The 11,757-nt window shown below is 48.0% G+C and carries 12 protein-coding genes; 2 read left to right on the forward strand and 10 right to left on the reverse strand.

Features of this window, described 5'->3' with window-relative positions; all coding sequences use genetic code 11:
- Positions 1–21 precede the first annotated feature (21 nt).
- From QMA35_RS04980 to QMA35_RS05020, 9 genes are all read right to left on the reverse strand, one after another.
- The gene (locus QMA35_RS04980; protein ID WP_281646031.1) at positions 22–1,323 is read right to left on the reverse strand and encodes a homoserine dehydrogenase; all 1,302 of its coding nucleotides are present in this window, start codon (positions 1,321–1,323) and stop codon (positions 22–24) included.
- A 223-nt stretch (positions 1,324–1,546) separates the two neighbouring features.
- The gene (locus QMA35_RS04985; protein WP_281646032.1) at positions 1,547–2,263 is read right to left on the reverse strand and encodes a DsbC family protein; all 717 of its coding nucleotides are present in this window, start codon (positions 2,261–2,263) and stop codon (positions 1,547–1,549) included.
- A gap of 116 nt (positions 2,264–2,379) precedes the next feature.
- A complete protein-coding gene (gene xerD / locus QMA35_RS04990; protein ID WP_348650928.1) occupies positions 2,380–3,324 on the reverse strand; it encodes a site-specific tyrosine recombinase XerD in 945 nt (314 codons plus the stop codon).
- Positions 3,325–3,364: 40 nt separating this feature from the next.
- Positions 3,365–3,778, reverse strand: a complete 414-nt coding sequence (locus QMA35_RS04995) for a nuclear transport factor 2 family protein (protein WP_281646034.1) — start codon at positions 3,776–3,778, stop codon at positions 3,365–3,367.
- 164 nt (positions 3,779–3,942) lie between these two features.
- Entirely contained in the window at positions 3,943–4,296 is a 354-nt protein-coding gene (rplS, locus tag QMA35_RS05000; protein ID WP_281646035.1) for a 50S ribosomal protein L19, read from the reverse strand.
- A gap of 93 nt (positions 4,297–4,389) precedes the next feature.
- Positions 4,390–5,157 (reverse strand): tRNA (guanosine(37)-N1)-methyltransferase TrmD, encoded by a 768-nt coding sequence (trmD, locus tag QMA35_RS05005; protein WP_281646062.1) that lies wholly within the window; start codon positions 5,155–5,157, stop codon positions 4,390–4,392.
- A 17-nt stretch (positions 5,158–5,174) separates the two neighbouring features.
- Positions 5,175–5,735, reverse strand: a complete 561-nt coding sequence (rimM, locus tag QMA35_RS05010; protein WP_281646036.1) for a ribosome maturation factor RimM — start codon at positions 5,733–5,735, stop codon at positions 5,175–5,177.
- On the reverse strand, positions 5,735–5,971 hold the full coding sequence (rpsP, locus tag QMA35_RS05015) for a 30S ribosomal protein S16 (protein WP_281646037.1): 237 nt from the start codon (positions 5,969–5,971) through the stop codon (positions 5,735–5,737). Before rpsP ends, rimM begins: the two co-directional genes overlap by 1 nt.
- A complete protein-coding gene (locus tag QMA35_RS05020) occupies positions 5,965–6,180 on the reverse strand; it encodes a hypothetical protein (RefSeq protein WP_281646038.1) in 216 nt (71 codons plus the stop codon). The genes rpsP and QMA35_RS05020 overlap by 7 nt, the downstream gene beginning before the upstream one ends.
- 162 nt (positions 6,181–6,342) lie before the next feature.
- Here QMA35_RS05020 and QMA35_RS05025 point away from each other — a divergent pair, with 162 nt between their 5' ends.
- Positions 6,343–7,599 carry a hypothetical protein gene (locus tag QMA35_RS05025; protein WP_281646039.1) on the forward strand — a complete coding sequence of 419 codons (1,257 nt, stop codon included), beginning with the start codon at positions 6,343–6,345 and terminating at the stop codon, positions 7,597–7,599.
- A gap of 131 nt (positions 7,600–7,730) precedes the next feature.
- Positions 7,731–10,178 (forward strand): tetratricopeptide repeat protein, encoded by a 2,448-nt coding sequence (locus QMA35_RS05030; protein ID WP_281646040.1) that lies wholly within the window; start codon positions 7,731–7,733, stop codon positions 10,176–10,178.
- A gap of 42 nt (positions 10,179–10,220) precedes the next feature.
- Here QMA35_RS05030 and ffh read toward each other — a convergent pair whose 3' ends face one another.
- Entirely contained in the window at positions 10,221–11,654 is a 1,434-nt protein-coding gene (gene ffh / locus QMA35_RS05035) for a signal recognition particle protein (RefSeq protein ID WP_281646041.1), read from the reverse strand.
- Positions 11,655–11,757 lie beyond the last annotated feature (103 nt).

Below are 11,757 nucleotides of genomic sequence, written 5' to 3' on the forward strand. Positions count from 1 at the left end.
GTGTAAAACTATTCCTGAGGCTTATCCACTCAAATGCTCAACCCGTATATGTGCCACGGGCCCGGCAATATCATTCAACGCTTCAAGCTCTTTCAGCGCAGTATTCAAAAGACTTTCTTTGATTTCATGGGTTAGCAACACAATGTCTGCTGTTCCATCACTCTCGCGAGATTCCTTCTGCAACAATGCATCAATATTAATACCGTGTTGCCCAAGAACTTCAGTGACTCGCATAAGCACGCCCGGGTGATCTTTGGCTCTCATTCGCAGATAACATGCAGCATTCACATCAGTAATTGGTAGAACAGGAACATTCTCTCCACCATTGAGAGCCGCTATCGGTGGAACAGCAGCGCCTGGAGCATCAATCAGACGCGCAATATCTGCAATATCTGCAACAACCGCGGAAGCCGTTGGTTCACTGCCAGCGCCAGCACCATAGTACAGAGTCTGCCCAACAGCATCCCCATCAATCAAAACACTGTTCATTACACCATCAACACTGGCCAGCAGATGACTTTCTGGAATAAGAGTTGGGTGGACTCTCAACTCAACGCCCTGCTCGGTGCGACGGGCGATGCCAAGGTGCTTTATCCGATAGCCCAGCTCTTGCGCGTACTGCAGATCATCAGGCGTCACCTGACTGATACCCTGAGTATAGGTCTTATCAAATGCCAGGGGTGTACCGAATGCATTGGCTGCAAGAATGGCGAGTTTGTGAGCAGCATCAATACCTTCCACATCAAAGGTTGGATCAGCTTCCGCATAGCCGAGATCCTGAGCTTTTTTCAGCACTTCAGAAAATGGGCTACCCTTTTCTTTCATCTCGGTAAGAATAAAGTTTCCGGTGCCATTTATAATACCGGCAAGCCAGTTAATGCGATTACCAACCAGACCTTCGCGTAAAGCTTTAATGGCAGGAATACCACCGGCAACACCGGCCTCATAGGCGACAACTACATTCTTCTCCCGCGCCGCTGCAAAGATCTCATTCCCATGTTCGGCAATCAGAGCTTTGTTAGCAGTAACAACATGCTTTCCATTTTCAATAGCTGTAAGCACTAGCTTCTTAGCAACATCGTACCCGCCAATCAGCTCAACAAGAATATCAATATCAGGATTGGTTGCGACTTCATAAATATCGCTGGTAACAGGTATACCCGTGGTATCACAAGACGGATTGGGGCGACGCGCTGCAATCTGGGCAACCTGAAGCTTCTGACCAGTACGGCTGGCAAGAATATCGGCATTTCGAAGAAGTACATTGACCGTACCACTGCCAACAGTTCCCAATCCGCAAATTCCTACTTTCACAGGTTTCAAACTGATACCCCTTATATAGATAACTTTGTTATTGTCTGACCGAATATCTTCTATTTTGTGCCGGTTGAGCTGTCAATGGTGCCAGATTATAGCGTTCACGGCAGAGGCACGATAGCCTGCAAAGAGGGGATATAGAGCCTTAAAAAGAAAAAAGCCTGCGAAATTCTCTGCAGGCTTTATAAAAGGAGGTTTTTACAAAACTATTTTTTCAAAACTATAAGGTTTATAAACCCATCAACTTCAACAAAGAGTCGGCGGGCTGATAACCTGGAATTGAGCGACCATCTTCCAGATAAATCGCCGGCGTACCGCGAACCCCCAAAGAGATTCCAAGTTGGTACTGATCGTTTACAGGATTGGTGCAGGTTAATGTTGGAATTGAACCACCACTTTTAAGAGTGGTCATCGCCTGCTTGCGATCTTTGGCACACCAGGCCGAAACCATCTTTCCAAACGCAGGGGCACGCTCTCCACCTCTAGGGAAGGCCAGATAACGCACCTCTACACCCTTCTCATTCAGCTCAGGCACTTCCTGATGCAACTTACGGCAGTAGCCACAATCCACATCGGTGAACACATAAAGAATGCCTTTTCTCTCACCCTTGGGAGAAAACACAATCAGACCTTCTGCATCAACTGCGGCCAGACGTTTGCGTACCTGTTGCTCCCGCACCTTATCAGTCAGATTATCCAGACCGTCTTTACGGATTTTCATCAGATCGCCGCTAAAAATATACCGACCATCATCAGACACATAAAGCAGCTCACCTGATTTCATCTGCACCTGATAGATTCCGCTAACAGGAGTCGCCTCAATACTTTCCAGTACAAGACCTTCATTAACTTGCTTTAATCCTGTCTGAATAACCGTTTCGACCGCAGCCAGATTCTTCTTGTCTGCCGAGCTTTTCACACCCTCTGCAGCACTCAAACCTGACATCAGAAGAGCCGGAATTATCAAAACCTGCAGCGCCATTCTTTTTAAAATTGGCCCATTTAACATTGGCAACCTCGTTGTTATGCCGAAATTATTTTCAATTTTCTAACCATAGCAGGCTAGCCACGGGGATGATGCTTTGAATGTAACTGTTGCAACCTATGCTGCGCTACATGGGTATAAATCTGGGTAGTAGAAAGGTTACTGTGCCCCAGCAGCATCTGTACAACCCGCAAATCAGCCCCATGATTCAACAAGTGTGTCGCAAAAGCATGGCGCAATACATGGGGTGAAAGTGGTTTATTAATACCTACTATCACCGCATATTTCTTAATTCTGTGCCAAAAAGTCTGCCGAGTCATCGCCTTACCGCCACGCCCGGGAAAAAGCACATCACTTTGCACTTCCTTTAAAAAAACGCCCCGGGACGAAGCCAGATAACGTTCCAGCCACTCACAGGCTGCCTGCCCCATAGGCACAAGCCGCTCTTTGCTGCCCTTCCCGTAAATACGCAAAACACCCTGCCGCAGATTCACCCTGGATAATTCCAACCCCACCAGCTCTGTCACTCGCAACCCGCAAGCGTAAAGGAGCTCAAGCATAGCCCTGTCCCTTAGGCCAAGATCCGTGTGCAAATCGGGGGCCCTTAACAAAGAATCAACATCATCTTCACTGAGTATTTTGGGAAGGGAACGCCCATGACTGGGAGATACAATCAACTGTGTAGGGTTGGAAGAAATTCGCTCATTACGCTGCAACCAGCCATAAAGCCCACGAACGGAGGAGAGTAGCCTCGCTGTTGAACGGGCACTGTACCCCTGCCCCGCACGCCATACCAGAAAGTTCTGCAATTGATCACGGGACAGATCGAGAAGGGTAATATCATTTTTTTTCAGCCATGAAGAAAGCTGAACAAGATCTCGCCGATAGGCTTGCCGACTATTATCGCTCAGGCCTTTTTCCAGCCAGAGGAAATCAAGATAGTCCGCCACCTCGTGGGAAATGTTTTCCTTACGAGCTGGCGGTGGTGAAAGTGTACTTTCAGGCACAATGGGCCTCGCCATTAACAAGTGAGACCATTGTGCCTTATTTCCTGCAAAAACATCAGGCAGGAACCACAACCTTACCCTGCTGAACCATCTTCAGCATCTCACCCATTTTCTGGTGCACAAGATTGACGGCCTTGAGCGGACGGAGCATCACCTTGAATTCGGTGATCAAACCATCTTCATTCCAACTGATCATATCCACGCCGTTAATTTGGATGCCATCAATTTCGGTGACAAATTCCAGCACAGCAAAATCATCACCTACAAGCTCCTTTTCATACTTAAACGGGCCAGCGAGCAGCACATGGGCTGCACCCATTAAGTACATACGGGTCAGAGCTTTACCCTTTTGTGGCGAATGAACAACCGGAGAATAGAAGACCACATCATCCGCAAGAATCTCACCCAAGATGGATGGATTTTTGGTTTCAATGATCTGGTGCCACTTATCGATAACAGTTGCGGACATAAAAGAACCTGTTTTGTTCTGGTTATTACAGGAAGGTTCATTCTATGGCAGCAAGACAGGATTACCACACAAATATGGAATAAGAAGGGAAAACCGGAAAAGAAAAAGGCAGCCAATTGGCTGCCTTTTTCCCGTCGTTCTGTCGCAAAGCGATTAAAAATAAATTAGTTAAGCTTCTCTTTGATGCGAGCCGCTTTACCGCTCAGTTCGCGCAGGTAGTACAACTTAGCCTGACGAACGTCACCACGACGCTTAACCTCGATGCTTGCTACCAGAGGGCTGTAAGTCTGGAAAGTACGCTCAACACCAACACTGTTGGAAATTTTACGTACAGTAAAGGCAGAGTTCAGGCCACGGTTACGCTTACCGATAACTACACCTTCGTACGCCTGCAGACGCTCACGGGTGCCTTCCTTTACGCGAACCTGTACTACTACAGTGTCGCCAGGTGCAAAAGAAGGAATTTCCTTTTGCATTTGTTCAGCTTCAAGCTGCTGAATGATCTTGTTCTTGCTCATTTGCTCTGTTGCTCCCAAGTCAGTCGAAATCGAGAACCCGCTCTTTAGTCAAGCGAGGATTTCAAAATTTGGATTTCAAAATCCACTGTCGGATCACTCACTGATTACCGGATCGTTATCCGCATCATGATAGTCACGGATAAACTCAGCCAGTAGCTGCTCTTCTTCACTGGTCATGGCTCGACCTTCAAGAAGGTCTGGTCGCCTCAACCATGTGCGCCCCAATGACTGCATAAGCCGCCACTTTCGAATACGCTCATGATTGCCGGAAAGCAAAACCTCCGGAACCGGTTTGCCTTCAAACACCTCAGGTCGGGTGTAATGAGGGCAGTCAAGCAAGCCTTCAGCAAATGAATCTTCCTGAGCGGAATCCTGATGACCCAGGGTGCCCGGTACAAAGCGCGATACGGCATCGATAAGTGTCATGGCCGGCAGTTCGCCGCCACTCAAGACAAAATCACCAAGAGACCATTCTTCATCAATCTCTTCGGCAACCAGCCGTTCATCTATGCCTTCGTACCGTCCTGCGACCAACACCAGCTTTTTCCTTTCAGCCAGTTCCTTCACTCCCGCCTGATCGAGTCTACGACCCTGAGGCGAAAGATAGATTACGGTCGTATCAGGACCAGCAGCTTCCTTTGCTGCCTGTATTGCATCACGCAGAGGTTGAATTTTCATCAACATGCCGGGACCACCGCCATAAGGCCGGTCATCCACTGTCCGATGTTTGTCATGAGTGTAATCCCTGGGGTTCCAGGTATTCACTTCAATCAGTTCATTCCTGACTGCCCGCCCGCTGACACCATGTTTGGTAATCGCAGACAGCATTTCAGGAAAGAGCGTTACAACATCGAACCTCATTTGCACTGGTTTATAACTCAAAAGTCTGGGTCCCAGTCGACCCGCATAAACCCTTCTTCAAGGTTTACTTCAGTTACCACCTGATCTTCCAGCCAGGGAACCAGACGTTCCCGCCTGTCGATGCTACCACTGGCGCCACGCACCACCAGAACATCATTAGCCCCGGTTTCCATCAAATGATGAACCTTACCCAGATTGACTTCGTTTCCGCCTTCATTCCGGGCTAAAACTGTCAGACCCTCAAGCTGGTGCCAGTAGAACTCATCAGCTTTTGGTTCTGGCAGATCTTGACTGTTGACCAGAATTTCAGCACCGATAAAAGTTTCAGCCTGATTCCGGTCTACCGTCCCTTCAACTAGAGCAATAAGCCCTTTGCCGTGGGAGCGGCCGCCGTCAAGTTTAACGGTTTTTTCACGACCGTTAGGGTATCGCAATCGCCACTGCCGGTAGTCAAGGATATTGGTCATAGGATCAGTAAAGGAATACACCTTCACCCATCCTTTGATCCCGTATACCGCCGTGATACGCCCCATGACCAGAAGGTCTTCGGACGTTACAGCATCACCGGCAACAGTCATCAAGCGCTTTTCAGCAGTTGCTTAACGCGATCGCTCATCTGAGCACCTTGCTCAACCCAGTGGTTAACACGGTCAGTGTCAACACGCAGACGCTCTTCCTGACCACGAGCTTGTGGGTTAAAGAAACCTACACGCTCAATAAAACGGCCAGTGCTGGCGTTGCGGCTGTCGGCAACGGTCAGATGGTAAAAAGGACGCTTCTTGGAGCCGCCCCGGGCAAGACGAATAGTTACCATGGAATAATCTCTTCCTGTGTAAGCATGCTTTGCAGCAAACAGCTTTTCGGCAGAACGACGTAAACCACCGCCAGAAAGTTTTTTAGCTTTTTACTTAAGGCAGCCATAGGTGCTTCAAGCAATCCACTGAAATTCTTTCCAGACGAAAGAAGACCCGAGCCTTCTCCCGTAAAGGCGCAGTATTCTACGGTAATTTCAGCTTTATGCAATATAGGTTGTTTATCGGGTTAAGCTTCGCTTTGCCGACCGCCCAGACAGTAGCCCGCAACAACCTGTTACAGAAATGGCTAACTATCTCGTCAGGCTGACGAAGGAAACCTCTCGACACGGAAAAACTCCAAGGAAGCAAACCAACGCTTCCGGAGTCCGTCATGAGTTCACTATTCAGGTATCTACCCCAACTATTATTAACTCTGGTTTGCCTTGTGCTCACTAACCCCAACCTATGGGCCGCAGGCATAAAAGATGGCGAAGTATGCTTTCGCGAGGTAATCAATTCAGAAGGGGAGGAAGAGTGCATTGCCCATACTTTACCCTACACGGGCCACACTCTGGCAGAATATCAGGCAGACCTTGCAGCAAGCCTCTCTTTAAAAGAGCTTCAGGAAGTCAACATATTCCTTCTAAACTCATACTTGCGTATCGCCAATGTCTTTACTAGGGAACAACCCGCATATAATGGCAAATTGCGCAAACCTCCTTTAACAAAAACACCCATCGATGGTTACAGCATTCTCGGGGTGAACACGAGTAACCTTGATCAAACAACACGACTGATAGCCCACACACTTCTGACACTACTAAATAATCGGGCTGCTGAAGTTTTCCCAAAAATATCACAGAAGGAGCTCAATCATATTGGTCATGTCCTTTACTCCATTGCCCATGGCCTCTACCTGAAAGAAGAACCAAACTTTAGAAAGCTCGCCAACCAAAAAGATGTGAAGTTACAGCACCTTTACAGCATATACCGTGATGACGTAAGAATGGAAAAAAAGTACATTCTGCACAGCCCCCGATTTGCTAACCAACACCGGTTGCTTGTTGCCCTGCTTCTGGAACGCCTTGAGACTATCAAAGGATTCTCTCGACACTGGAACTCACTTGATCAAACCGACTGGATTCGTGCACACGTTCCTGAAATGAAAAAAAACGAGGGAAACATTCTTTACTTAGGAGCCATTACAGGCCTACAGGCAAAACTCTTTTATTTGCGTGGACACAATGTAAAGGCAACAGGCTACATCCCTCACTTAAAAACTTATTTGAAAGTTGAAAACCTTGAACCCACTCCAGCCATCAAAAAATACAAAGGGTATTCTATTTATTACTCTGAGTTTTTTTCCTGGAACATTCTGCACACCATCAAGGATATCTTTGCTCTGCCCGGGAAACGTACGGTTGTCATTCTCGACAAGGGATCATCACTGAACCTTAGAGAAGCCAGAGACAAGATTTCAATAGAAAAACATTTTTATGGAAAGGATCCTTCTATCTGGGTGAAGGTAGACGAAAGCGAGGGAGAGCAAACAGCTCTGTACATCATCCGAAAGATCACCGAAGAACCACTGAACATGACGCTTCCACCAACCAAAGTTATTATTCCTCAAAGAACAGCAGGTTCATAAGAACCTGCTGTTCTAGCGCAAAGTGAGGCTGCCAACGAATTCTGGCGACTCATAGACAACACCCCAGCCACTTATCGAACTGTATTCTATACTGCTTCCCCTTGATAAGAGTACGGTTCTGGGGGCAGAAAATGAAACCGTCTGTACAGGCAGTCAAGCGTCACACACTTATCACTCTGCAGTTAATTATATTCATCTTGTCGCTTAATGCCGCACACGCCTCAACCGAAAAACCCGGATACGTCCCCCTGCCGCCACTGATGAATTCAATAATGATGAAAAGACAGATGCTTGATGCACAGCAGGAAGCACGGCAGGAAGGTGAAAAACAGGCAAGACTGCTAAGTGACCGACGGACAAATTTATTACACGAACAGCACGGTAACCATATCAACAGCACAGTGAACACCATCGTTGTAAATACCCCCATCCCGACGGTTCAGTTTATCGAAAAGGAGAGAAGCCTGTTATCAGGCATATTCCCTTGGAACAGACCACACATAACAAATGTAACATTCGTCACGAACATAACTGTGAACACAACGATACAGCATATGTCCAACCTGTCCGTCATCCCACCCCCTGCACCGACCTCCAGCGTCGACACCCATATAGGCGAACTGATCACACTCTATTCTGTCGGCAACTTCACTAAGGTCATCCACCAGACAATCAGATTTACTCAGGCAGACTGGAACAACGCTCTCCCCATAAACTGGGCCATCGCCACATACATTTACGGCTGGGCACTTTACAAATTCCGCAGATATGACGATGCACAAAAGACATTTCACCAACTTACTGGGCTGATCACCCCTCACGGAGCCAAGCCAGCCGCTTATCTGATGCTGGCTGACATTGCCCTCGCCAGGAAAGACCCGAATCAAGCAAAACACATGCTAAAAACTGCTCTCGACACCTTCGATGCTTATGATAATTTCATGGAAGAAGCATGTATTGAACCAACTCCTCGCTCGACTATTCACTCCAAGCTCGCTCGAATCCTCGACCTGACAGGAGATCCCCGAGCAGCTGGATTTGAATTTAAAAACGCATTACACCATGCAGACAGTAAACAGAAACAAACTGTAGCCAGGGATATAGGTAACTTTTATCTCGAGCGAGGTAATCCTGAAGAGGCCAAAAAGCATTTTGAGGAAAGCCTTGAGCTTGCTAAACACTTCAACGACGCAGGTCAAATGTGTCACCTGCACCATCACTTAGCTATGGCTCATTCGAACCTTGATCATGGAGAGGAAGCCCTGGAGCACGCCAAAGCTGCCCACCAACTGGCCTTGACCAACTCTCATATACCGGACCTGTTAACTTGTGCAACATCCAGTCTTGGCAGCGCACACCTAACCCTGGGCAACTACAAAGAGGCTCGCAAGAACTACGGCATTGCCCATGCACATGCCACTCATGATAAAAACAAAAACGCTCAAACCACGGCCCTTGGAAACCTGGCAAATGTGCACGCATGCACAGGCAATTACCAGGAAGCTATTCGTTGTTATGACGAAATACTTACCCTCCCCAGCAGTGAAAACACCAAACATGTCGCATTACATAACCGCGCAATATCATACCATGATTGGACAACCATGCTCATTGGAAACGTATATGAAAATTTTCGTAAAAACTGGAACCCCCCACGGCCCGAAGGTGGCATTCAGGGCCAAGACCCACAAATCACCATTATGGAGGCGTACAGGCAAAACTCACTCCCCTTCGACCCCGACCAAATAGAACGTCTCAAAGAAGCTACCAACTATATGACCCGGATCATAGAGGACCTTCATACACTTCTCGCCAAGCATGAGGAATTAGTAACTTCGCTCCCTCCAATCTCTAACCTCCATGATTCACTCTTGCAACAAAGCCGGTACAATTTTGAAACTTTGCAGAATGCTCTCATGATCCTTGGAAACGCCAGGCACGCCTTAAGGATATCGGAGCAATCCCGCAATCGCCGTGTGGTCGAAATGATTAGACGACGCAACACATATAACGAATACGCCCTGCCCCTTTCCGAAGAAAATCTCTTTGATTTTATGAAGCTACAAGAGTCTCCAACAATACAGTTTAGCCTCACTAGCCAGCGCCTGATCACTTGGTATTTCAATCCATCGAAAAAGGAGAAATACCAACTACAAACCTTTTCATGCTTTGTGGGGTATGAAAAAAGCAGTGACCCCAACACATTACGCAATCTCTTACAGAGGGATAAGCAAACACTTGAGAACAACGACTCCTATTTAGAACTTGGACTGGATACCATGCCGCCCCAACAACTCCAAAAAGCTGAAGAGTGCCTACGCCCTCTCGCACTTTCACTCCAAAAAGACTTTCTACACAGGCCTTTCCACGTTATCAATCTGACTGGGGATTATACTGGCCTGATGTTTAAAATTATTGGCCGTTTGATAGATGAAACGGGAGACCTAAGGTTCTCAACAAATGTCTCCCCAAAAACATATATTTCCGTTGCCCACATGATGGCTATCGCAGATCAGGAACAACCGACACCGTTTGAAAGCTCTTTATCAGAGAAAGAAAAAAGCCTCACCAGAATGTGATGAGGCTTGATGTTCTACCTGGATATTTTTAGCTGGAGAGACTTAGAACGGGAACTTCTTACCACCACCAGGAGGCAACATGCCGCCGGGGCCACCCATTCCGCCCATGCTACCCATTCCGCCGGGCATCTGGCCTTTCAGGCCGCCAAGGCCACGCATCATCTTGGCCATACCACCTTTGCCGGTCATCTTCTTCATCATTTTGGCCATCTGCTTGTGTTGCTTGATCAAGCGATTGATGTCCTGAATCTGAGTACCGGAACCAGCAGCGATACGCTTCTTGCGAGAACCGTTGATCACATCAGGCTGGCGACGCTCTTTCGGAGTCATGGAGTTGATAATAGCTTCCATCTGCACAAACATTTTATCTGTTTGTGGATTCTGAGCCATCTGAGCCATGTTACCCATGCCAGGCAGTTTGTCCATCAGGCCACCTATGCCGCCCATGGTTTTCATCTGCTGCAGCTGATCTTTGAAATCTTCCAGGTCAAAGCCCTTACCCTTCTTTAGCTTGGTAACCAGCTTGTCGGCTTTTTTCTTGTCGAGCTTACGTTCTGCTTCTTCCACCAGAGACAGAATGTCACCCATACCCAGAATACGGGAAGCGATACGATCAGGGTGGAAAGGTTCCAGCGCCTCGATCTTTTCACCCATACCCAGGAATTTGATAGGCTTGCCAGTGATATGGCGAACAGACAACGCTGCACCACCACGAGCATCACCATCGGCCTTAGTCAGAATCACACCAGTCAGAGGCAGTGCATCGTTAAAGGCTTTGGCAGTATTCGCGGCGTCCTGACCGGTCATAGCGTCAACCACGAACAGGGTTTCAATAGGATTAATAGCTGCGTGCAGGTCTTTAATCTCGCCCATCATGCTTTCATCAACATGGAGACGGCCTGCAGTATCAATGATAACGACATCAATGTGCTTCTGGCGGGCATCCTGAATCGCATTGCGTGCGATATCAATGGGTTTCTGTTCTGTTGTGGAGGGGAAGAAATCCGCATCCACTTCTTTTGCCAGAGTTTCCAACTGCTTGATAGCCGCCGGACGGTAAACATCGGCACTGGCGACCATCACGGACTTTTTCTTGCGCTCTTGAAGCCATTTCGACAACTTGGCCACAGAGGTAGTTTTACCCGCCCCTTGCAAACCTGCCATCAAAATAACAGCTGGCGGCTGGGTGGCCAGATTCAACTCATCGTTGGCAGCCCCCATCACTTCGATCAGCTCGCTATTCACGATCTTCACAAAGATCTGGCCCGGGCTCAGGCTTTGCTGGACTTCGTGACCGATAGCCCGCTCACGGACCCGGCTAACGAAATCCTTGACCACTGGCAGAGCTACATCAGCCTCCAGCAGCGCCATGCGGACTTCCCGAAGGGTGTCCTTGATATTATCTTCAGTTAGCTTCGCCTGGCCGGTGACATGCTGGAGTGTCTTTGACAGGCGATCAGAAAGGTTCTCGAACATCCGGCGCTCTCTTGATCTCGGGAGCCGATTCCAAAATCGAGGCAGTCGGCTCCAAGCGTTCATATATAAAAGAGTGATTATACCCGCACCCGGACCATTACTG

This window comes from Parendozoicomonas sp. Alg238-R29, assembly GCF_947331445.1.
Lineage (GTDB): Bacteria > Pseudomonadota > Gammaproteobacteria > Pseudomonadales > Endozoicomonadaceae > Sansalvadorimonas.

Bases quoted from the DNA above. Each gene is read 5' to 3' on its own strand.
- rplS (WP_281646035.1), bottom strand. From the start codon at position 4,296: ATGAGCAAGAACAAGATCATTCAGCAGCTTGAAGCTGAACAAATGCAA.
- rimM (WP_281646036.1), bottom strand. From the start codon at position 5,735: ATGACTGTTGCCGGTGATGCTGTAACGTCCGAAGACCTTCTGGTCATG.
- QMA35_RS04985 (WP_281646032.1), bottom strand. From the start codon at position 2,263: ATGTCAGGTTTGAGTGCTGCAGAGGGTGTGAAAAGCTCGGCAGACAAG.
- ffh (WP_281646041.1), bottom strand. From the start codon at position 11,654: ATGTTCGAGAACCTTTCTGATCGCCTGTCAAAGACACTCCAGCATGTC.
- QMA35_RS05025 (WP_281646039.1), top strand. From the start codon at position 6,343: ATGAGTTCACTATTCAGGTATCTACCCCAACTATTATTAACTCTGGTT.
- trmD (WP_281646062.1), bottom strand. From the start codon at position 5,157: ATGAGGTTCGATGTTGTAACGCTCTTTCCTGAAATGCTGTCTGCGATT.
- QMA35_RS04995 (WP_281646034.1), bottom strand. From the start codon at position 3,778: ATGTCCGCAACTGTTATCGATAAGTGGCACCAGATCATTGAAACCAAA.
- xerD (WP_348650928.1), bottom strand. From the start codon at position 3,324: ATGGCGAGGCCCATTGTGCCTGAAAGTACACTTTCACCACCGCCAGCT.
- rpsP (WP_281646037.1), bottom strand. From the start codon at position 5,971: ATGGTAACTATTCGTCTTGCCCGGGGCGGCTCCAAGAAGCGTCCTTTT.
- QMA35_RS05030 (WP_281646040.1), top strand. From the start codon at position 7,731: ATGAAACCGTCTGTACAGGCAGTCAAGCGTCACACACTTATCACTCTG.